General features: G+C 55.8%; 22 protein-coding genes, 1 tRNA gene, 1 pseudogene and 1 other annotated feature. Of the genes and pseudogenes, 14 read left to right on the forward strand and 10 right to left on the reverse strand.

The annotated features are described in order from the left end of the window. Positions 1–28: 28 nt before the first annotated feature. On the forward strand, positions 29–1387 hold the full coding sequence (locus tag ACK3EW_RS02025; protein WP_493808247.1) for a mechanosensitive ion channel domain-containing protein: 1359 nt from the start codon (positions 29–31) through the stop codon (positions 1385–1387). Between the two features lie 63 nt (positions 1388–1450). After that, a tRNA-Gln gene (locus ACK3EW_RS02030) sits at positions 1451–1525 on the forward strand. Between the two features lie 201 nt (positions 1526–1726). On the opposite strand, the gene ACK3EW_RS02035 is transcribed toward ACK3EW_RS02030, so the two are convergent. The 3 genes from ACK3EW_RS02035 to ACK3EW_RS02045 are packed head-to-tail and all read right to left on the reverse strand — an operon-like array spanning position 1727 to position 3905. Further along, positions 1727–2647 (reverse strand): restriction endonuclease, encoded by a 921-nt coding sequence (locus ACK3EW_RS02035; protein ID WP_493808248.1) that lies wholly within the window; start codon positions 2645–2647, stop codon positions 1727–1729. Positions 2648–2695: 48 nt separating this feature from the next. Next, positions 2696–3616: a TerB family tellurite resistance protein gene (locus ACK3EW_RS02040; protein ID WP_493808249.1), complete on the reverse strand. Its 921-nt coding sequence runs from the start codon at positions 3614–3616 to the stop codon at positions 2696–2698. 1 nt (position 3617) lies between these two features. Further along, entirely contained in the window at positions 3618–3905 is a 288-nt protein-coding gene (locus ACK3EW_RS02045) for a hypothetical protein (protein ID WP_493808250.1), read from the reverse strand. 67 nt (positions 3906–3972) lie between these two features. On the opposite strand from ACK3EW_RS02045, the gene ACK3EW_RS02050 reads away from it, so the two are divergent. Next, a protein-coding gene (locus ACK3EW_RS02050; RefSeq protein WP_493808251.1) for an IS3 family transposase occupies positions 3973–5207 on the forward strand; the annotation gives its coding sequence in 2 pieces (ribosomal slippage) (positions 3973–4273 and positions 4273–5207; 1236 coding nt in all). After that, positions 4260–4376, forward strand: a sequence feature (AL1L pseudoknot). Its footprint overlaps the gene before it by 117 nt. Here the strand turns inward: ACK3EW_RS02050 and ACK3EW_RS02055 are convergent. The 5 genes from ACK3EW_RS02055 to ACK3EW_RS02075 all read right to left on the reverse strand — a co-directional run bounded on the left by ACK3EW_RS02055 (position 5208) and on the right by ACK3EW_RS02075 (position 8449). Then, the gene (locus ACK3EW_RS02055) at positions 5208–5528 is read right to left on the reverse strand and encodes a DUF6538 domain-containing protein (RefSeq protein WP_493808252.1); all 321 of its coding nucleotides are present in this window, start codon (positions 5526–5528) and stop codon (positions 5208–5210) included. 77 nt (positions 5529–5605) lie between these two features. Beyond that, the gene (locus ACK3EW_RS02060) at positions 5606–5791 is read right to left on the reverse strand and encodes a hypothetical protein (protein WP_493808253.1); all 186 of its coding nucleotides are present in this window, start codon (positions 5789–5791) and stop codon (positions 5606–5608) included. Positions 5792–5869: 78 nt separating this feature from the next. Beyond that, positions 5870–6037, reverse strand: a complete 168-nt coding sequence (locus ACK3EW_RS02065; protein WP_493808254.1) for a hypothetical protein — start codon at positions 6035–6037, stop codon at positions 5870–5872. 67 nt (positions 6038–6104) lie between these two features. Beyond that, positions 6105–6959, reverse strand: coding sequence for an AbiJ-NTD4 domain-containing protein (locus ACK3EW_RS02070; protein ID WP_493808255.1), 855 nt, complete (start codon positions 6957–6959; stop codon positions 6105–6107). Between the two features lie 242 nt (positions 6960–7201). Continuing rightward, positions 7202–8449, reverse strand: coding sequence for an IS256 family transposase (locus tag ACK3EW_RS02075; RefSeq protein WP_493807118.1), 1248 nt, complete (start codon positions 8447–8449; stop codon positions 7202–7204). Between the two features lie 314 nt (positions 8450–8763). Here ACK3EW_RS02075 and ACK3EW_RS02080 point away from each other — a divergent pair, with 314 nt between their 5' ends. Then, positions 8764–9438: a DUF1989 domain-containing protein gene (locus ACK3EW_RS02080; protein ID WP_493808256.1), complete on the forward strand. Its 675-nt coding sequence runs from the start codon at positions 8764–8766 to the stop codon at positions 9436–9438. Here ACK3EW_RS02080 and ACK3EW_RS02085 read toward each other — a convergent pair. Together ACK3EW_RS02085 and ACK3EW_RS02090 are read right to left on the reverse strand one after the other, a co-directional pair. Then, complete coding sequence (locus tag ACK3EW_RS02085) at positions 9435–10052, reverse strand: phosphoribosyltransferase family protein (protein ID WP_493808257.1); 618 nt, start codon at positions 10050–10052, stop codon at positions 9435–9437. The two genes, ACK3EW_RS02080 and ACK3EW_RS02085, sit on opposite strands and share 4 nt — an antisense overlap. Continuing rightward, positions 10049–10795 carry a BtpA/SgcQ family protein gene (locus ACK3EW_RS02090; protein ID WP_493808258.1) on the reverse strand — a complete coding sequence of 249 codons (747 nt, stop codon included), beginning with the start codon at positions 10793–10795 and terminating at the stop codon, positions 10049–10051. The genes ACK3EW_RS02085 and ACK3EW_RS02090 overlap by 4 nt, the downstream gene beginning before the upstream one ends. 78 nt (positions 10796–10873) lie before the next feature. Between ACK3EW_RS02090 and ACK3EW_RS02095 the strand changes: the two genes are divergently transcribed. The 10 genes and pseudogenes from ACK3EW_RS02095 (at position 10874) to speB (ending at position 19527) form a co-directional block, all read left to right on the forward strand. Then, positions 10874–11083, forward strand: coding sequence for a helix-turn-helix domain-containing protein (locus ACK3EW_RS02095; protein ID WP_493808259.1), 210 nt, complete (start codon positions 10874–10876; stop codon positions 11081–11083). A 90-nt stretch (positions 11084–11173) separates the two neighbouring features. Continuing rightward, on the forward strand, positions 11174–12421 hold the full coding sequence (locus tag ACK3EW_RS02100; protein ID WP_493807118.1) for an IS256 family transposase: 1248 nt from the start codon (positions 11174–11176) through the stop codon (positions 12419–12421). Between the two features lie 55 nt (positions 12422–12476). Further along, a complete protein-coding gene (locus ACK3EW_RS02105; protein WP_493809788.1) occupies positions 12477–13172 on the forward strand; it encodes a LysR substrate-binding domain-containing protein in 696 nt (231 codons plus the stop codon). A 130-nt stretch (positions 13173–13302) separates the two neighbouring features. Continuing rightward, a pseudogene (locus tag ACK3EW_RS02110) lies at positions 13303–14438 on the forward strand (polyamine ABC transporter substrate-binding protein). A gap of 55 nt (positions 14439–14493) precedes the next feature. Continuing rightward, complete coding sequence (locus tag ACK3EW_RS02115) at positions 14494–15354, forward strand: ABC transporter permease (protein WP_493808260.1); 861 nt, start codon at positions 14494–14496, stop codon at positions 15352–15354. Further along, entirely contained in the window at positions 15351–16145 is a 795-nt protein-coding gene (locus tag ACK3EW_RS02120) for an ABC transporter permease (RefSeq protein ID WP_493808261.1), read from the forward strand. The genes ACK3EW_RS02115 and ACK3EW_RS02120 overlap by 4 nt, the downstream gene beginning before the upstream one ends. A gap of 1 nt (position 16146) precedes the next feature. Next, positions 16147–17235: an ABC transporter ATP-binding protein gene (locus ACK3EW_RS02125; protein ID WP_439120613.1), complete on the forward strand. Its 1089-nt coding sequence runs from the start codon at positions 16147–16149 to the stop codon at positions 17233–17235. Beyond that, the gene (locus tag ACK3EW_RS02130) at positions 17232–18119 is read left to right on the forward strand and encodes a polysaccharide deacetylase family protein (RefSeq protein WP_493808262.1); all 888 of its coding nucleotides are present in this window, start codon (positions 17232–17234) and stop codon (positions 18117–18119) included. The genes ACK3EW_RS02125 and ACK3EW_RS02130 overlap by 4 nt, the downstream gene beginning before the upstream one ends. Before the next feature lie 11 nt (positions 18120–18130). Then, a complete protein-coding gene (locus ACK3EW_RS02135) occupies positions 18131–18577 on the forward strand; it encodes a nucleoside deaminase (protein ID WP_238940450.1) in 447 nt (148 codons plus the stop codon). Further along, the gene (speB, locus tag ACK3EW_RS02140; protein WP_493808263.1) at positions 18574–19527 is read left to right on the forward strand and encodes an agmatinase; all 954 of its coding nucleotides are present in this window, start codon (positions 18574–18576) and stop codon (positions 19525–19527) included. The genes ACK3EW_RS02135 and speB overlap by 4 nt, the downstream gene beginning before the upstream one ends. Positions 19528–19744: the final 217 nt, after the last annotated feature.

The raw sequence follows: 19744 nt of genomic DNA on the forward strand, positions 1-19744 counted from the left end.
ACGCTTGAAACCCTTTCAGCCGTCGCGCATGTTTGAAACCATGGGTCTGTTGTTCCGCCTCATTCTTCTAAGCACAGTTTTTGTCCTGAGCGTCGTTGAGGCACCGCTTCAGGCGCAGACCTCGGATCAGCCCACGGGCACGATCACTGTCGAGGACAGCGCAGAGCAGGATGCGGCCATTGCCAATCGCATCCGCGAAATCCTGATGGAATTGGACGGTTACGAAGACGTCACTGTCACAGTGAACTCTGGCATCGTTACGTTGCGTGGCACAGCGCTGGATGGTCCTGCCGTTTCTCGTCTGAATGAAATCGCGGGCCGCGTTCAAGGTGTGGTGACCATCGAAAACCGGGTGCAGGAAACCACCGATGTGGCGCGCCGTCTGGACCCCGCTTGGGAGCGTTTCCGGGCGCGGTCCGAGCAATTCATCAACTACCTGCCTCTTCTGGCCGTAGCGGTCGCGGCGTTTGCCCTTGTTGTCATGATCGGCTTTCTCATCGCCCGTATGAAACGTCCGTGGGACCGGATCGCCCCCAACGCTTTTATAGCTGACATCTACCGGCAAGTGATCCGCATCGCGTTCATTCTGGGTGGCCTCGTGATTGCCCTCGACATTCTCGGGGCCACTGCACTGCTCTCCACCATCCTCGGCGCGGCCGGGATCATCGGTCTCGCCATCGGGTTCGCGGTACGAGACACGGTCGAAAACTTCATCGCGTCGATCATGCTGTCGATTCGCCAACCCTTCAGGCCCAATGATCAGGTTGAGATCGAAGGTGATATCGGCAAGGTTATCCGCCTGACCAGCCGGGCCACGATTCTGCTCAGCTTTGATGGCAACCACATTCGCATACCCAATGCCACCGTCTTCAAAAGCCGGATCGTCAACTATACCCGTAATGACGAACGCCGGTTTCTGGTCAGTCTTGGCGTCGCATACGACACCGATCTGGCCCGTGCGCAGGACTTGGCCCTACAAACTGTGGCCTCCTTGCCTTTCGTGATCGACGAACCCGCGCCTGCGGTCTGGATCGAGGATCTGGGGGACAGCGCGATCATCCTGAACGTGGCCGGTTGGATCAGGCAGCACGAAACCAGCTATCTCAAGGCTCGCAGTGAGGCGTGGCGCCTGTGCCTCGCTGCATTTGACCACGCAGGCATCGTCATGCCGGAAACCACCTTGCGCATCGTCGGAGTCGGCGATGCCCCCGCACTGCAGCCTAGTCCACATCCCACCACATCAAACGCCGCCGCCATCGCCGCGGCCACCGCCACTGTCGGCGATACAGAAGCCGCGATGGACAAGGAGCTTGAACGGATCGTCGCCTCGGAACGCGCCGAAAAACCCGGCGGTGACCTTCTCAAGAAAGACGCGCCGGAAGAGTAGAAAAATTTTCGGATTCCGGGTCTTGATCCCGATCACAGAGCGGCGTAAGTACGCCCGCACGGTTGGGGTGTAGCCAAGTGGTAAGGCAACAGTTTTTGGTACTGCGTACCGTAGGTTCGAATCCTACCACCCCAGCCAGTTACTCGCGCTGCTAGTGACGTCTTGTCCTACATGAAGCTTGACTATGGTCACCCCCGCTAGGGTGCCCCAAGTGCTGCCCCAGCCACGGGTAGAACGGGTGGCGGCTGGAGCAGTCTTTCCGGGCTATGACACCCTGCAGCATGTCGAAGTCCACGCCATAGGCCGCGAACTCCCAGTCATCGCGTTTGTGATGAGCATTCAGTCTGTGGCGTCCTCGAAATACCCTTCATCAATTTGTTTGATGCGCAATACATCCTTATCGCGACAACCGATATTGTACTTGATCATCAACTTTGCGAGTTGCGGCCCGTCAATCAGGACAATTCGAGAGCCGAGGTCCTTAGCAGTCTGTTGGGCTGCGCCGGTAAAGCTTGAAGTTGTAACGAAGATGCCTTTTGTCGCTTTCTTGATGCTCAAAGCGCCGTAGAAGTCTCGGATGTCACCCGGCCCGACGCTGTTCGCCGGTCCGTAACGCTTCGCCTGAAGATAGATTTGGTCAACGCCAAGCGGATCTTGGTCTATGACACCATCCACTCCATTATCGCCCGACTGCCCAAGTGCTCGCCCTGCGTCCTCTGACGTACCCCCGTACCCCATGGCGATGAACAGATCGACAATCAGGCTTTCGAAGAACATTGGCGATGCTGACCGTACATAATCGAGCAAGTTCGCGGCAAGTACGGCTTCTAGTTTTCTATGTGCCGCCTGCAGGTTCTCGTCGGGCGTATTCGTTGGCGTTTCGACCTCTTCATCTGCTACAGTCGCTCCGTCGTTCTCTTTCCCGCGTGACTTGAACTCCTGAAACTCATCAAATTTTTCGAGGTATTTGGCGTCGAGAGCGATTGATGGATCGTCAACCACAATGCGACCACGGTCTGTAAGTTCGTACCAACCGCGTTTGATGTTTCGAACCAAACCTGCTTGCTTCATGTAAGATCGCGCCCAGTGAACCCGGTTTGCAATTGTCGTTTGTTTGCCGCTGGGCAGCATTTGCTGTCGGTCTTCTTCGCTCAGTCCTAGGTGGTTCGAAATCTCCTCAACAACCTCGGAGATTTTTCTAGGTTCTTTTCGTGCACATTCTAGTACTGGCCGCATCAGCGACTGATAGTCAGGGATCATACTATCTCACTTCAAAAGCTTTGTGTGCGGCGGGCGGTTGAAAGCGGCTCATTGGTTTTCATCATGATTCCATGGATTGCGGACCACCGATGCTAGGCCTGAGCTTGCCTGCCCCATTAGTTTTGAGGCTTTTTTGCCCATACTGGTCGCAGTGCTTGCCGCTGAAGTAGTAACTTGCGAAGCGGCTGTCCCAATTGGCGCGACAGTACGCGATAGCGAAAATCGCATTTCCTCAGCAAACACTTTCTCAACGCGTTCGATTGCCATCTCTTCGCGTTCGTCGATACGACCATCCGCCTCCGTGATTTCACGTAAGAAGGCGGTAATGTCCGCAAGCATCACGTTAGCTTTGCAGTCAGGATTGTCTCTTGCGAAAGTTCCAAGTGTCGCTGCAGCCGTCTTTACGTCGTAGTCATCAAGCTTCTGGGAAACAAATTCGAGGCCACAGTCAACGAAGTCTGCGGAGTACCCCCAGCGTTTGATGAAGTAGTGTTTGATCGTACCAAGTTCACGCTCATGGGTGTGGCCATCAATGGCGGCCACCTTCAACGCCAAGGGCGCAAGAAGGTCAAATAGGCCCAAACCCAGTACGTCAATCGGTGTGTTAATGAACTCTGGAATGACAGTCGTCTTTCCATCATCACCTTTCAGGTAGCGTGTAATGCCCAACCAAGCGCCACCGGACAAAACACTCGCTGCAATGACCCAGTCAATCGGAGTGGCAGCTGTCGCTGTACCGATCCCAATTGAAGCAAGTAAGCTCGGTGCGGCGAAGAACTTCTGAGCGACGAGAGCCGAACTGGCCACCTGAGCACCCGTGGCCGCAACACCGGCAACATCCCAAGCCTCGAAAACAGCCTTCGTTACGCGCTTTGATGTGTATGCATCCTCACCGATGCCCAGTTTTGCTTTAAACCTCAGTTCATCAGCTACAACATCGTCAACGTCAGCAAACCACTTGTCTTCCATTTCACACCCTTGGCTTCAAAGCATCGAAGGAGGTTAGCGATGATTTGATCCGGCGTTCGAGAGCCTTGTTTCCCAAATCTTGCATTGCACCCGCTGCAAAGCCAAAGGCTATCGCCAGCGTGCCAACTAGCGGCCCAAAAATCATGCCGATGATGGGCACTGACGAGATCAAGTAACCGAAGATTGCACCGAAAATCGTACCAGTGCTTGCCATTGGGTACTCGCCGAGGATCGTGGTGATTATGTCTAGTATCTTTCGGCCAATCTTAAGCACCATTGTGCCGACCACGATGGTTGTTTTCGCTATGAACCGCCCCGGGTTTACCGGAGAGTAAAACACTCAAAGGATGAGCCCTATGACAAAGCAGAGATTCACCCCCGCCTATCCGGCCGAGCTTCGCGAACGCGGTGTTCGGATGTTTCGAGAGAACCGTACCGATTATTCCAGCGATACGGCCGCCTATAAGGCCATCGCGCCGAAGCTTGGCTGTTCGCCGGACAGTCTGCGGGTCTGGTGTCAGCAGGCCGAACGCGATGCCGGGCAGCGGGCCGGTCTGACAAGTGCCGAGAAGGATCGGATCAAGGAACTTGAGCGTGAGGTCCGTGAACTGCGCCAGGCCAACGAGATCCTGAAGAAGGCCAGCGCATATTTCGCAGCGGCGGAGCTCGACCGCCCATTCCGCAAATGATCGCGTTCATTGATGATCACCGTTGTGTCCATGGTGTCGGGCCGATCTGCCGGGTTCTGGGGATCGCACCATCGACTTATTACGCCTTCAAGGCCGTGGAGCGTGATCCGGATCTGGCATCGGACCGGGCCAGGCAGGATCAGCTGGACATGGCTGCGATCAAGCAGGCCTTCGAGGGCAGCCGGGGCCGATATGGCGCGCGCAAGGTCTGGCACCAGCTACGCCGCAGTGGCCATGATATCGCCCGCTGCACGGTGGAGAGGTTGATGCAGGTCATGGGATTACAAGGCGTTGTGCGGGGCAAGAAGGTGATCACCACCAACCCCGATACGGCACAACCTTGCCCGCACGATAAGGTAAACCGAGCCTTCGTGGCGGACATGCCAAACCAGCTTTGGGTCAGCGACTTCACCTATGTTTCCAGCTGGCAAGGAATGGTCTACGTGGCTTTCATCATCGACGTCTTCGCCCGCAAGATCGTTGGCTGGCGGGTCTCGACCTCGATGACGACTGGTTTCGTCTTGGATGCCCTGAACCAGGCCATCTGCCAGAGGGCGCCGTCTGAGGCTGACAAATTGATCCATCACAGTGATCGTGGCAGCCAATACCTGTCGATCCGATACACCGAGCGGCTCGCAGAGGCCGGCATCGATACCTCGGTCGGAAGCGTCGGCGATTCCTATGATAATGCCCTCGCCGAAAGCATCATCGGCCTGTTCAAGACCGAGGTCATCAAGTTCCTCGGCCCCTGGAAGTCGGTCGGTCAGGTCGAATGGGAAACTCTGAAATGGGTCGACTGGTATAACAACACCCGCCTTCACAGCGCCGTCGGTTACATCACGCCACAAGAAGCAGAGGAGGCATTCTACGCAAGCTTGAACGCTGACGAAAAAGCAGCCTAACTATTGAACCAGAAACTCTCCGGTAAACCCGGGGCGGTTCAGGTCCGCCACCTTGGCCCGCCCGACAACCGGAGAGACCTTGGCGAAGACCGGAGCCTCCACGGGTGCCACGGGTGTGTCCTCGACGATCCCCCGTTTGGCTTTGGCCACGATCTCCTCGAACGTCGCGTTCACCTCCGCCGCCCGGACCTTAGCGACCTTGGCATCCCCGGTCTTCAGGGACTGCTTTAGAGACTGTCCCAGCATAGGCTGCAAGGCTCTGGGATAGTTGCGGCGATACAGCCACGTTTGTTGTTTGAGATACGCGTAGGGTATGCGCATGGCTCCTCCTTTTGGGGCAGCCGCCCCAGTTCAGTAAAGGTTTGAGATTTTCCGAAAGGTTTCAGGGCCCGGCAGGGTTATGGGTCTTCCTTGCCGACGACTCTGACGATCAGGTCGAAGCCCGGTTCGCCGTACTCGTCTTTCAGCGGACCGGTCAGCGAGACCCCGCCAACACAATCGTCCCAGACGTCGTCCACCCGGAACAGGTGCTCAGGCCAGTCCTCCCCGGCCCGGATCACCACGATATCGCCCGGGACAATCATTCGAGCACCGCCAGCGCCAGCAGCACCGCCAGCCCCCACCGCCAGTCGATCAGGAACACGACCACCACGAACAGGACCTCAGTCATGGTCAGCCCTCCACGCCAGAGCGACCGCGACAACCGCCACAACCGTGACCGCTGGGTGAGACCGTGCACCGAGCCAGAGCAGGGTGACGACCACGGACTTCGGTGGTGGGGACAATAAAAAACCCCCGGCGAGAACGCCGAGGGTTGTTAGGATCTTCATGAGTTCATTCTCCTGTATCTACTTCCTATTCTAGATACGGAGAGGGGCTCGGTTTAAGGTGGTTGACTTAACGGCTTTCTGTAGTGGATTTTGCTAGTACGTACGAAACAAACGAAGCGCAGGCTCCAAGCATAAATAGCGCGTCGGCTTCATCTACTTGCGCCTCGTCATTGAACACTTTTGCATGCCGAACTCCTTCCTCATCGCTTGTGTACCCGTATAGAGAACTAAGCGCGCTCTTTAGTGCGGGGTGAAGGTGCCCTGATTTCTCGAGCTTACTAAGCGCTGGTGCGATCGTCTTGGCCTCAGGTTCAAGCCATCGCGCTATAGCCTCGACAGCATGTATGCTTTCGCGTACGCTTCCAGGCCAATCCCCGGTACGGAGGGCGATACCAGCAGCAACAAGATGTTGCCTCGCTGAATTTGCTCCAAGCTCCTCCGTGGCGGTAAGTGCGGTTTCGACAGCCTTACCTTGCTCCCCGCTCCCAATTGCGATGACTCTGCCGTCAGCAAGCCGATACGCTGCACGTGCATCATGAAAGGCTGCAGACAGTTCATCACGCAAATCATCTGTGGTACCCCGATGTTGCGCGAAGAACTCGACCAGATCGAACAGTTTTTGGATGGGGGCCTTGGCGCAGTACTTTTCCAACGTCAATCGCAGTTCATATGGAGAATTCTCGTAGGAACTCGCTCCTTGCCGTAGAAAACGGACGTGGAAATCACGTGACACACGGAGCCAACCCTCGGCGAAGTAACTTCGCTCGAAGCCGCTTTTTTTCACTCGTGCTATCTCAAGATCAAAAGCATAGTCCAAGAGCCTTCTAAGCTCGGGCGAGACTTCGTTGAGTTTAAGCTGTGGTGGTACTTCCTCATAACCATAACGCTGTGAGAAAGGTAGTTCGTGGTCGTTTTTGCTCATGCTGGCGATTTCTAAATCATACAGCGTAAATTGTGTAGTCGCCGCGTCGTGTTTCCGCCGCATCGCCCCAACCGTTGCCCCAAACGCCAACAACCGGCAAAATCTCGTTGCCTTTGCGTACCGTAGGTTCGAATCCTACCACCCCAGCCAGTTTTCTCTAACCAAAGTCCTAAAGACACCCCTTTGTGGCGGTCTCAGCCGACTTGATGGAGTTATTGTCAAATCTGGTGCCCAAGCGATCATCATGCGGCGGTTAGCTGCTGGTTTATTGGCTTGATGCCGTTGACGAAATCGACGCCCTGGATGACGTCGGCGAGATGAACGAAGCCGCGCAGCTTGCGCCAGCTTTGCTCAGCGCATTGTCCGAGTTTGAACATCATGTGAAGCATGCCGTCCCGGCTGAGACAGCCTTTGGTGCGCTTGGTCCGGTGCCGGATCGTGGCGAACGCGCTTTCGATCGGGTTTGACGTCCGGATGCTCTGCCAATGCTGGGCTGGGAAGTCGTAGAATGTCAGCAGTTCATCCCGATCCTTGATCAGGCATTCGGTCGCCTTCGGATATTTCGCCTCGAAGGTTTCGATGAACAGATCGAACGCAGCATGGGCATCCTCGCGGGTCTCGGCCTGCCAGATGTCGTGAAGCATCTTCTTAGCCTTGGGCTGGGTGCGCTTGGGGAGGTAATTGAGCACATTGCCCGTTTTATGCATCCAGCAGCGCTGTTGGCGCGTGGTTGGAAGAACCTCTTCCAATGCCGCCCAGAACCCCATGGCCCCGTCACCGGTGGCCAGCTTCGGAGCAGCGAGCCCACGGGCTTTGAGGCCGAGAAGCACCTCGCGCCAGCTTTGCGTGCTTTCCCGGACGCCATCTTCAATGGCCAGAAAGTGCTTCTCGCCACGGGCGTTGACCCCGATCACAACGAGCACGCAGAGCCGATCATCAGTGTCACGGAGCCCGCTGTAGATGCCGTCCGCCCAGATATAGACCCACTCGTCACGGCTCAGATCGGCCTTGCGCCAATCATTGTATTCCGCCGCCCACTGGCCTTTCAAACGTGAAATTGTCTTGGCAGAGAAACCGGTTGCCTCCGGGCCCAAGAGCATCTTCAGAGCCGCGCCCATTTCGCCTGTCGAGATACCCTTGAGATAGAGCCAGGGCAGCGCGGCTTCGATAGTTTTGGCCTTTCGGACGTAGGGCGGCACAAGCGCCGAGCGGAATGTCACGGGCTTGCCGTCCTTCGCCCGTACCTTCGGCACTTTCACCGTGACCGGTCCGATCCCGGTCTGCACCGCGCGCTCTGGATGATATCCGCTGCGAACAACCGCAGCACGGCCTTCTGCTGTCCGGCGTTCAGCAAACGCGGCGAGAAAGGCGTCTCTCTCAGCTTCAACAGCGGCCTGAAGCAATTCCCGGGCTCCTTTTCGCAGAAGGTCTGTCAGCGGGTCCGTGATGGCGTCTCGACCCGCAAAATCGATGATGGTAGCGTCGTCCATGATGGTGGTGCTCCTTTGGATGGTGGCTTGTGTCGCAACAACAAACCAACCAGATGCACCGCCGTCATTCAAACCGCCCAGACACCAGATTCAGCCATAACTCGACTTGATGGAAATGCCCCCATAAGCGCATGTCCTTCGACGTTCTTCGGTGGCGTGACTAATCGTGGGTGGTTTCTGAACTGCAAGATACGACGCAAGGAAGACACTTCAGATAGGCTCTGAAGCTGTTGGAAAATTGCAAACATTCGATCCGCATGGCACCATGGAATCCTAGAGAATGGGTTTGGAGCCCGGCGAAAGGTCGAACATTGATGCAGGCAGCGCATGTCCCGGATGGCACAAACCAAAGTCTGACCTTGGCGATTTCGCCAGATGGTGTCCCTGTCGTCGGACGCCGCTATGAGATCAAAGCTCGCTGCGGGATGGCCGTTCGGCTTGCCGCAAAGCAAACCCTGCGTGTGATTAATCCTAGCGGTCATCAGGTCTGTGATTTTTGGGCATTCGCAGCCCCAGACTTGCAGGAGCATCTGTCCATGGCACATCTGCATACGGCGCTTGGGTCGATCTTTCCCAAGGTCGGTGACAGGCTGGTGTCAAACCTGCGCCGACCTATGCTGCGGCTCGCTGCGGACACATCGCCCGGCGTTCACGACACGATCATCGCATGTTGTGATCACGCGCGATACCAACAGCTCGGATGTGAGCGGTATCACGATAATTGCGCTGACAATCTACGTATGGCCTTGATGGCAATAGGCCTGCAGGCACCATTGGTACCCGCGCCATTAAACGTCTGGATGAATGTGCCAGTGGCACATGATGGGTCCACGCATTTTGCAGCGCCTGTATCAAAACCCGGCGATCATATCGATTTTTGTGCAGAGATGGATTTGATATCGGTCATGTCTGCCTGCCCGCAGGATATCACGCCGGTAAACGGCGTCGGTGTCGCACCCGAAAGCCTGGCTTTTGAAGTCTTGGATTAGCGTGGGAAGGCCATTTCTGGCCGGTAGTTGCCAAAGCTGGAGAGCGACTGAGCGTTGCTTTCGGCCTGCCATTTGGATCCTTGCACAACAACAGAAATACAAGGGTAGGTGGCGCGGTAGTCGTTCGTGCGCTCGTTTTCCTCAATCGCGATGGCGACGATGCCCGCAACGATTCCCTCTTGCCGTTCAACCAACCGGATCGCGCCGTCCATCGTGCCGCCGGTTTCGACCCATTGATCGGCCAGCAGAACCCGCGTGCCAGGAGCAAAGGCGGGTTGGCGCATTTCCATATCTTGCATGCGACCCGAGTAATTGCCGAATGAGACCGAGTCTGTGTCAACACAGAGCTTGCCAGCTTTGCGGATCGGCAGGAACCCGACATTGGACCGTGCAGCCAGCGCTGCCCCAAGGACAAAGCCCATTGCATCCAACCCGGCGACCACGTCGAACTCTACGGTCTCCAGGTCCGCCAAGAGATCATCCAGAAGATCCGTGAAAGCGCGCTGGTTGATGTAGATTGACGTCGGATCCAGCCATGCGAATTTATCGCCCTTGGTGTTTGGGGCCATGATGTTGAGGTACCAGCGATCATCGCGTGGGCCTTTATCGGTCATATCCAATCTCCTTTTCCCAAAGCCCGTGTCACGGCCATGAGCCGCGCCAGTTTTTCGGGGTGAATGTCGTAGAAGTTGTTGATTTCGTTGATCCCGGTAGCAACCATGAAGCAATCGACGTCGCTATAGACACGGGCGTTGTCAGGCGTCACGCCAGAGGCCAGCGCAAGCGCGGTTTCACCGATAGCGCTGCGAAAGGTTTCGATCTTGCTCAGGTCGGCTTCCTGCCCGGTCGCAACGCCGGATGTGGTGACCACGTCCATGAATCCGCACGCCTCGCGGGCTGCGTTGCCGTAATGCTCTTTGGCAACCTCGCGCTGTTTCTTGAAGCAGGTTCCGCCAAAGTACATGCCGCTCCAGCCGGACTCGTCGTACACGCGAGCAATCTCTTGCGCTTCGGTGTTCTGCCCGTGTTCATCGATGCAGGCGTCATCGGCCCAATAGCCATCAACCAGCACGCCTGCTTGCGACAGTTTTCCGAGCATCGGAAAGGCATGTTTGCCTGTGACCGCCAAAAAATTCACGCCGAGCCATAGCGACGGATATGCAGCACGCACATCCGAAATGATCGGTAAGAACCGTTCCGGTTCAAAATCATGGTTGATCAGAAAGCAACCGGCAGCGCCTGCTGCAATCACCTCTGCGACATTGCGCAGGGTTCGGGGTGTGTCGAGCACGTGGATCACCGGCAGGACAACTGGGCCTACGGTTTTGAAGTGCTTTCGGAATGCTGTTCTATCCATGCGATGAATTTAGCCGGTCAAGATTCATTTACATAATTTATTCTTGCAATCCTTAGATTTGAAATTGCAATGTTTTGCATGGCCCCAGTAAACCTTCCGACCGATCTTCTGCGAACCTTCGTCACGGTGATCGAAGTCAAAAGCCACACTCATGCGGCGGACCTTCTCAACCGGTCCCAACCAGCCGTCAGTCTTCAGATCAAACGGCTGGAGAATTTGGTGGGATACAAGCTGATCCGCCAAAAGGGGCGAACCATGCACGTCACCGAAAAAGGGAGTTATGGCTGAATCTGGTGTCTGGGCGGTTTGAATGACGGCGGTGCATCTGGTTGGTTTGTTGTTGCGACACAAGCCACCATCCAAAGGAGCACCACCATCATGGACGACGCTACCATCATCGATTTTGCGGGTCGAGACGCCATCACGGACCCGCTGACAGACCTTCTGCGAAAAGGAGCCCGGGAATTGCTTCAGGCCGCTGTTGAAGCTGAGAGAGACGCCTTTCTCGCCGCGTTTGCTGAACGCCGGACAGCAGAAGGCCGTGCTGCGGTTGTTCGCAGCGGATATCATCCAGAGCGCGCGGTGCAGACCGGGATCGGACCGGTCACGGTGAAAGTGCCGAAGGTACGGGCGAAGGACGGCAAGCCCGTGACATTCCGCTCGGCGCTTGTGCCGCCCTACGTCCGAAAGGCCAAAACTATCGAAGCCGCGCTGCCCTGGCTCTATCTCAAGGGTATCTCGACAGGCGAAATGGGCGCGGCTCTGAAGATGCTCTTGGGCCCGGAGGCAACCGGTTTCTCTGCCAAGACAATTTCACGTTTGAAAGGCCAGTGGGCGGCGGAATACAATGATTGGCGCAAGGCCGATCTGAGCCGTGACGAGTGGGTCTATATCTGGGCGGACGGCATCTACAGCGGGCTCCGTGACACTGATGATCGGCTCTGCGTGCTCGTTGTGATCGGGGTCAACGCCCGTGGCGAGAAGCACTTTCTGGCCATTGAAGATGGCGTCCGGGAAAGCACGCAAAGCTGGCGCGAGGTGCTTCTCGGCCTCAAAGCCCGTGGGCTCGCTGCTCCGAAGCTGGCCACCGGTGACGGGGCCATGGGGTTCTGGGCGGCATTGGAAGAGGTTCTTCCAACCACGCGCCAACAGCGCTGCTGGATGCATAAAACGGGCAATGTGCTCAATTACCTCCCCAAGCGCACCCAGCCCAAGGCTAAGAAGATGCTTCACGACATCTGGCAGGCCGAGACCCGCGAGGATGCCCATGCTGCGTTCGATCTGTTCATCGAAACCTTCGAGGCGAAATATCCGAAGGCGACCGAATGCCTGATCAAGGATCGGGATGAACTGCTGACATTCTACGACTTCCCAGCCCAGCATTGGCAGAGCATCCGGACGTCAAACCCGATCGAAAGCGCGTTCGCCACGATCCGGCACCGGACCAAGCGCACCAAAGGCTGTCTCAGCCGGGACGGCATGCTTCACATGATGTTCAAACTCGGACAATGCGCTGAGCAAAGCTGGCGCAAGCTGCGCGGCTTCGTTCATCTCGCCGACGTCATCCAGGGCGTCGATTTCGTCAACGGCATCAAGCCAATAAACCAGCAGCTAACCGCCGCATGATGATCGCTTGGGCACCAGATTTGACAATAACTCCGAAAAAGGTGAGGCTTTGGCAATGCATGCGCGACAGATTCTGAGGCTGAACGATTTGGCGATAGGCCTGTTTGATCGCCAGAAGAACAAGGCCGAGCTGCGTGTCGGCTTGCCGTTGGACTACGGCGTGCGGATGTTGCAGCGCGAAATGACCCGGTTAAAACAAAACCACAATGATCTTGAATTCACCATCCGTTGTGATCTGTCGAAAAACCTTCACGACGCGCTCCTGCGCGATGAATTGGATATCATCGTGGCCCTCTATCACGACGGTGATCCGCAATTTCTTGTGCAACAGTGGCGCGAACAGCCGGTCTGGGTTGGGGGCGAAAATCTTGATCCGCAAGACTTCGAGACCCTGCCACTGGTCGCCCATCCAGCAGGCTGCATTTATCGACAGCGCATGGCGGAAGCGCTCAAGACCGTTGAACGTGGATGGAAGGTCATCTTTTCCAGCCCGAACATCGACGCGGTCCAAGATGCCGTGCGTGACGGTCTTGGGTTCTCCGGCCTGACCATCCCAACAACACAAGATGGGATGCGCCAGTTTTCAGCTGATGATGGTTTGCCGCTGCTGGAGCCGTTGCGCATCGGGTTGTTTTACCGCCAGACTAGGTTGGGAAGTTGGGGCAATCTGGTAGCGGAGCAATTGACCGAAACGATTGAAACGGTCCTGCGTTTGGATGGTTCTGCTGCCCAGCATCATAAAGAACCTTAATAGATCCATATCATTCATAAACTTTCTACAGTTCATGATTCTGGCTAACCTTGTCTCCACAAGCCTCAAACAATCAAAATGACGCTGCTTTGAGGCCAAAAATAGATAGAGCAACAGTGGAGAAAACAAGATGACGACCAAACAAAAAACGATTTCAAAGCAATTTCTTAGAAGAGATGTCCTACGCATTGGCGGGGGGGCGGCTTTGTCCATGCCGTTCGTCAGCCGCGCATGGGCGCAGACAACGGAAATCAACATGCTGGCTTGGTATGGGCACGGCGAACCGGACATGGTTGGGGCGTTCGAAGAGGCCAACAATGTTAAATTTGTGCCCAAATACTATGCAGGTGGGGACAATATGTTGGCATTGATCGCACAATCTCCTCCGGGCACCTATGACATCATCCTGTCAGATGGGGAATTCGTGCAGCAGCTCAACGCGGCTGGCTACATCGAACCGCTGGACGCCAATGACTACCCGTTTGACGACATGCTGCACGAGGACTTCACCAAGTTCCCGGGCCATTGGGACGGCGCACGCTCTATTCCATGATCCTGCGTGGCGGGCATCTTGGGGTGTCCTACAACACCACCGCCATGAGTGCGGAAGAAGCATCCAGCTATGAAGGCTTCTGGAAACCCGAGCTTCAGGGCAAAGTGGGACATTTTGATTGGCACCTGCCAAGTCTTGGCATGATGAGCCTGAAGAACGGCAATGGCGCCGGCCTTTGGGATCTGAGCGATGACCAATGGCAAGCCGTGCAGGACACCACAATGAGCCTGCGCTCGCAGGTTGGCGGGTTCTTTGATTATGGCGGCACATTCAACGGTCTCAAGAACGGTGAAATGATGGCCATGTGCGGCATCGGTGACTGGATCACCGGCGTTCTGGAACGCGATGGCGCGCCAGTTGCGTCGGTTATTCCGAAAGAGGGCGGCATTCAGTTCACCGAAAGCTATTGCATCGGCAAGGACAGCGCCAAAGCCGATCTGGTCAAGACATTCATCCAGTACATGATGTCCCCCGAAGGTCAGGTGAAATCCGCGCAAATGGTCGCCTATCCGGGCTTCTGCGTGACCAAGGCGGGTCGTGCGCTTCTGCAAGAGGTGGACCCGGCCGAAGCCGCCCGAAGCCATCAGATTGAGGGCATGCCGAATGAGCCTATCGCGTTGATCAACGAGGGTCGCATTCACTATCGTGACATCCCGCAGCAGCAAACGCTTGAGGACTGGAACGACTTCTGGTCGGAATACAAGAACGCCTAAAGGCGCAATGCGGGCGGCTTTTAGGGGCGCCCGCCATTAGGCAAGGAGCACAGGCTTGAGCGCGCCTCGCAAAATTGACATCTACGCCCTGACATGGCGGCTGCCGATTATCCTTTGGCAGTTGGTTTTCTTCATTGGGCCAGTCCTCTTCATGGTCGCGATTTCGTTTTTCGTGGTCAAAAACTACCGCATGACCGAAGCGTTCGAGTTCGTGAACTGGCAACGCATGCTGACCCGCGGGTTTTTCTGGGACAGCTACTGGTACACACTTTTCATCGCCTCTCTCAGCGCGACGATTGCCATGCTGGTGGCCTTTCCCGCTGCATGGGCATTGGCCTTTCGCGCGTCCGACAACTTACGTCGATGGGCGGTGTTTCTGCTCATCATCCCGTTTTTTACGTCCTACCTTGTCCGAACGTTTTCCTGGTACGTGATTTTGGCCGAAAGCGGCGTTTTGAACGCGATGCTGGGATATATTGGTCTAGGACCATTTCGCATGCTCAACAGCCATTTTGGTACGATTATCGGATACCTGACACTTACGCTGCCGCTGGCAGTTATCCTGCAAACCGTGACAATGGCCAACGTAGACAAAACACTGATCGAAGCGGCGCGGAATTTGGGCTGCAAACCGTTCGCAACGATCTGGCGGATAGTGTTACCGCTGTCCAAGACCGGCTTCATTGTGGCGGCTTTGTTTTGCTTCATCCTTGCTTTTGGTGATTTCGTCGCCCCGTTTTATCTGGGTGGATCACAGGAACCGACGCTGCCGATCCTGATCTTGGATACAACCAAATCGGGTCAGCAATGGCCACGAGCCGCCGTTGTGGCAATCATGATGATGGTCACGCTGTTTACCGTGGCCTTTACCGCCATCGCTTTGGCTTACCGCAAACCTAAGGGGAGCAAAGGATGACGGGTCGTTGGCTGAATGTGGCATTGGCTGTTTATGTCGGGCTGATTTTCACCTTCGTTTTCGCACCGATCATTTTCAGCCTGATCTTTTCGTTCAACTCGCAGCGCTTCCCAACGATCCCTTTGGGCGAGTTCTCGACCGAGTGGTACGTCAAAATCTTCAATGATCCCGATGTGTGGACGGCTGTAAGGAACTCTTTGATCGTGTCGTCAAGCACGGCAGTGTTGGCAACCGTCTTGGGGTTTTGCACCGCGTATACCGACTTTCGCTATAATTTCCGCTTCAAGGGGCCGTACCTTGCGCTGATCCTGCTTCCACCGACAATTCCGCTTATCATCATGGCTCTGGCAATGTTGGCATGGCTGTCTCGCATTGGGATGTCGGGACAGTTGTGGTCGATCATTCTGGCGCATTCCGTGATGACCGCACCCTTTGCGATGGCCATTATCCGGTTGCGTCTTCACCAGATGGATCCGGATCTTGAGGCCGCAGCTTGGAACCTTGGCGGCAATGAATGGCAAGCTATGCGCCATGTGATCGTACCGTTCTGCGCGCCTGCGATTGTGTCCGCACTCTGCCTCACAGCAGCGGTGTCCTTTGACGAATTCGCCGTTGCTTGGTTTGTCTCCGGCCTAAACAAAACGGTTCCCATCGTGATTCTGGGAATTGTGCAGGGCAACATCGACCCGACCGTCAACGCCATCGGCACGTTCGTTTTCCTGACCTCCATGACCTTGGTAATCCTCGCACAGCTGCTGTTCATAAGCCGCCAAATCAAGAGCCATTCCTGATATGACAGAACCTCTCGTAACATTCCGCAATGTAGAGAAGCGCTATGATGATTTCGTCGCGGTGCGGGACATGACGCTCGACATTCACGAAGGAGAGTTTCTGGCGATCATGGGCTCTTCTGGCTGTGGAAAGACAACGACCCTTCGCATGTTGGCGGGCCTTGATACGCCTTCCGCGGGTGAGATCCGCATCGAAGGGCGCTTGATGAATGATGTCAAACCGCATGAGCGTGACACGCCACTCGTCTGGCAATCGCTTGCGCTTTTCCCGTTTCTGACCGCTCGCGAGAACGTGGAGTTCGGACTCAAGATGCGTGGCGTCGCAGCGGATGAGCGCAAGAAAAGGGCGCTCGACTGGCTTGATCGGATGCAGATTGTCGAATTCGCCGATCGGAATGTCGCGACGCTTTCTGGGGGGCAAAAGCAACGCGTGGCGCTGGCCCGCAGCCTTGTGATGGAGCCGCAAATGCTGCTGCTTGATGAACCGCTGTCTGCGCTCGACGCAAACTTGGTCATCCGCATGCAAGGTGTGCTGACAAGATTGCAAAAGGAACTTGGGATCACTTTTGTATATGTGACCCACTCGCAATCCGAAGCTTTTGCCATGGCCGACCGTGTTGTGATCATGAGCCAAGGGGACATCGCGCAAGTCGGCTCTCCCAAAGATATCTACCGAACGCCCGCCAACCGCTTCGTCGCGGAGTTTGTCGGGAGGAACAATATATTCACCGGAAAAACCGGAGGCTCTGACAATGGCAAAACCAAGGTTTCCACACTGCAAGGTGCGTTCCTGGCTCAGACCCCGGAAAATCCGCCCGGTCCAGAAAAGCAGGTCAGCTTTACCGTCTCAGCCGACTTGATGACGCTGACCCTCGCCGAACCTGATGCCGACAACAAAGCCAAGGCCACATTGATATCCGAAGAATTCATCGGCTCTGTTGTCACTGTCTTCTTGGAAGGACAGGCTGGGCAGGAATACAAAGTCCAAATGCAGGAACGCGCTTTGGCAGAACTTGACTTATCCCCCGGTGCGGACGTTTGGCTGTCATGGGAGGCTGAAAACGCCAATTTGCTGGAGACAGGCTCTTGATCCGAAATCCAATCCCCTGGCCAAATGGCGCAAAATGTGCGGTGTCCATCACATTCGACATGGACGCTGATAGCTTGATCCACGTCGCCAGACCCGACGACAGCCATCGCAGGCTTTATCCGATTTCCATGGGACGTTACGGGCCGAATGTCGCTTTGCCGCGTATTTTGGACACCTACGAACGTTTTGGCCTGAAGCAATCCTTCTTCATCCCGGGTTGGTGCCTGGAGCAGTATCCCGAGACGGTTGAACAGATTCTGAAAGGCGGGCACGAGATCGGGTATCACGGTTGGATCCACGAAGACCCGATCGCCACGTATGGCAATCAACGCGAACCGTTCGAACGGGCGATCGAGTCGCACAAACGGCTTTGTGGTAAATCACCAGACGGCTATCGCGCGCCGGTTTACAACATCACGGACGAGGTGATCGACCTGATGCTGGAGCACAGCATGCGCTATGACAGTTCGCTGATGGGCGATGACATTCCGCATGTTCTGAAAACGCCAAAAGGTCAGCTTTACGAAATGCCGGTACATTGGGGCACCGACGATTGGCCACCTTTCGCGCATTATGATGAAATCGGCTATCTGATGCCTGTAAAGTCGCCATCAGAAGGATTGGCGGGCTTTTGGGAGGAATTTGAAGCACAATATCATGCAGGCGGATTTTTCATGTTGATTGTGCACCCCTTCCTGACCGGTCGCTTAGCGCGGTGGCAGTTGGTGGAACGCTGGATCGAACAGACATTGGAGACTCGTGATGTTTGGTTCACCACGCTTGGCGGCATCGCAGACCATATGGACAGATTGCAAGCAAACGGGACATGGTCACCCAGTGTCGAGACGCTTCCTTTCTTTGATGCGCCCCCAGCGAAACTTTAAGGTTCGAGCTTATGATGACCGAAGATGACAAACGCCTTTTGCGCATCGCTTACGATGAAGCAAAGGCAGGCTTTGATGAAGGTGGATGCCCGATTGGATCGGTGCTCGCACGGGCAGGGGAGGTCGTCTCTCAAGGGCGCAACCAGCGTGTGCAGGGCGGCGACCCGATTGCCCACGGAGAGATGGACGCATTGCGCAAGGCCGGTCGCCAAAAGACCTATCGTGATACCGTGCTCTATACCTCTCTCAGCCCCTGCATGATGTGCTCGGGTACGATAATTCAATTCGGTATCCCTCGCGTTGTTATCGGCGACACGACAAATTTTGGCGGCAACGAAGAGTTCCTGCGGTCGCGCGGGGTCGAGGTCATTATTGCCGAAGACCCCGACTGCATTGCGCTCATGTCCCGTTTTATCACCGAAAAGCCAGAACTTTGGGCAGAGGATATCGCGGAATGAGTGATCCGTTCTTTCACCCGGTCTCTGGTTTCGATTTGCCGCGCTTTGCCGGGGTGCCGACATTTATGCGTCTGCCCCATGTCGATCCTGACAATCCGCGCTTTGGCGATGTCGATGTTGGAATCATCGGCGTTCCGTGGGACAGCGGTACCACCAATCGGGCAGGTGCGCGCCACGGTCCGCGACAGCTCCGAGACATGTCCACGATGATCCGCGCCCAGAATGGGGCCACCGGCGTGCGCCCGTTCGAGGTGCTGAACTGTGCTGATCTTGGTGACGTACCGCCAAACCCGATTGATATCATGGATAGCATGAACCGGATCACCGCGTTTTATGACCGTGTGCTTGCTGCCGGGATTACTCCGTTGACGGCGGGCGGCGATCATTTGTCATCGCTGCCGATCTTGCGCAGTCTCGGGAAAGACGCGCCCCTGGGTATGATCCACTTCGACAGCCACACGGACCTGTTTGACAGCTACTTTGGCGGATCGAAATACACCCATGGGACACCGTTCCGACGCGCGGTCGAAGAGGGTTTGTTAGATCCGAAACGGGTCATACAGATTGGCATCCGCGGCAGCGCCTATGACAATGAAGACCTCGACTTCGCGGCTGCCGTGGGCATACGCATCGTGCGGATCGAAGAGTTTTTCGCGCGTGGTTTGGACGACGTCATGGCAGAAGCTCTCGATATCGTCGGGACAGCGCCGACATACGTGTCTTATGATATCGACTTCGTCGATCCGACCTTTGCACCTGGGACGGGCACGCCGGAAGTTGGTGGGCCAAACGGGTTCCAAGCTCTGCAGGTCGCGCGGCTTTTGAAAGATGTGAATATACGGGGTGCAGACCTTGTTGAGGTCTCTCCACCGTTTGATGCATCCGGCGGAACCGCGTTTCTTGGTGTCTCAATAATGTTCGAAATCCTGTGTGCCATTGCAGGAAAATAATTTGGCCAAAACCGGCTGCTGCTTCGACACGGGAACTTGCAGCCGGAAAAAACCTTCGAGAATGCTGATCACCCGCTAAAGACGGAGCGTCGGCTGCATCGGCTCAAGCCGACCTTTGTTCATGATTCCCCATCCTGCTCATGAGGTGAAGCTTCCGGCAAACCCGGCGAAGTTCGGTTCGGGGAAGGGCCTAAAAACAGGCACATGCTTCGGAAAT

It is taken from the genome of Marivita sp. NO-S04, assembly GCF_059070475.1.

What these genes read in the sequence shown, in the direction of transcription:
- ACK3EW_RS02025 (WP_493808247.1), top strand. Translation starts at nt 29, where the DNA reads ATGTTTGAAACCATGGGTCTGTTGTTCCGCCTCATTCTTCTAAGCACA.
- ACK3EW_RS02035 (WP_493808248.1), bottom strand. Translation starts at nt 2,647, where the DNA reads ATGATCCCTGACTATCAGTCGCTGATGCGGCCAGTACTAGAATGTGCA.
- ACK3EW_RS02040 (WP_493808249.1), bottom strand. Translation starts at nt 3,616, where the DNA reads ATGGAAGACAAGTGGTTTGCTGACGTTGACGATGTTGTAGCTGATGAA.
- ACK3EW_RS02055 (WP_493808252.1), bottom strand. Translation starts at nt 5,528, where the DNA reads ATGCGCATACCCTACGCGTATCTCAAACAACAAACGTGGCTGTATCGC.
- ACK3EW_RS02060 (WP_493808253.1), bottom strand. Translation starts at nt 5,791, where the DNA reads ATGATTGTCCCGGGCGATATCGTGGTGATCCGGGCCGGGGAGGACTGG.
- ACK3EW_RS02065 (WP_493808254.1), bottom strand. Translation starts at nt 6,037, where the DNA reads ATGAAGATCCTAACAACCCTCGGCGTTCTCGCCGGGGGTTTTTTATTG.
- ACK3EW_RS02070 (WP_493808255.1), bottom strand. Translation starts at nt 6,959, where the DNA reads ATGAGCAAAAACGACCACGAACTACCTTTCTCACAGCGTTATGGTTAT.
- ACK3EW_RS02075 (WP_493807118.1), bottom strand. Translation starts at nt 8,449, where the DNA reads ATGGACGACGCTACCATCATCGATTTTGCGGGTCGAGACGCCATCACG.
- ACK3EW_RS02080 (WP_493808256.1), top strand. Translation starts at nt 8,764, where the DNA reads ATGCAGGCAGCGCATGTCCCGGATGGCACAAACCAAAGTCTGACCTTG.
- ACK3EW_RS02085 (WP_493808257.1), bottom strand. Translation starts at nt 10,052, where the DNA reads ATGACCGATAAAGGCCCACGCGATGATCGCTGGTACCTCAACATCATG.
- ACK3EW_RS02090 (WP_493808258.1), bottom strand. Translation starts at nt 10,795, where the DNA reads ATGGATAGAACAGCATTCCGAAAGCACTTCAAAACCGTAGGCCCAGTT.
- ACK3EW_RS02095 (WP_493808259.1), top strand. Translation starts at nt 10,874, where the DNA reads ATGGCCCCAGTAAACCTTCCGACCGATCTTCTGCGAACCTTCGTCACG.
- ACK3EW_RS02100 (WP_493807118.1), top strand. Translation starts at nt 11,174, where the DNA reads ATGGACGACGCTACCATCATCGATTTTGCGGGTCGAGACGCCATCACG.
- ACK3EW_RS02105 (WP_493809788.1), top strand. Translation starts at nt 12,477, where the DNA reads ATGCATGCGCGACAGATTCTGAGGCTGAACGATTTGGCGATAGGCCTG.
- ACK3EW_RS02120 (WP_493808261.1), top strand. Translation starts at nt 15,351, where the DNA reads ATGACGGGTCGTTGGCTGAATGTGGCATTGGCTGTTTATGTCGGGCTG.
- ACK3EW_RS02125 (WP_439120613.1), top strand. Translation starts at nt 16,147, where the DNA reads ATGACAGAACCTCTCGTAACATTCCGCAATGTAGAGAAGCGCTATGAT.
- ACK3EW_RS02135 (WP_238940450.1), top strand. Translation starts at nt 18,131, where the DNA reads ATGATGACCGAAGATGACAAACGCCTTTTGCGCATCGCTTACGATGAA.
- speB (WP_493808263.1), top strand. Translation starts at nt 18,574, where the DNA reads ATGAGTGATCCGTTCTTTCACCCGGTCTCTGGTTTCGATTTGCCGCGC.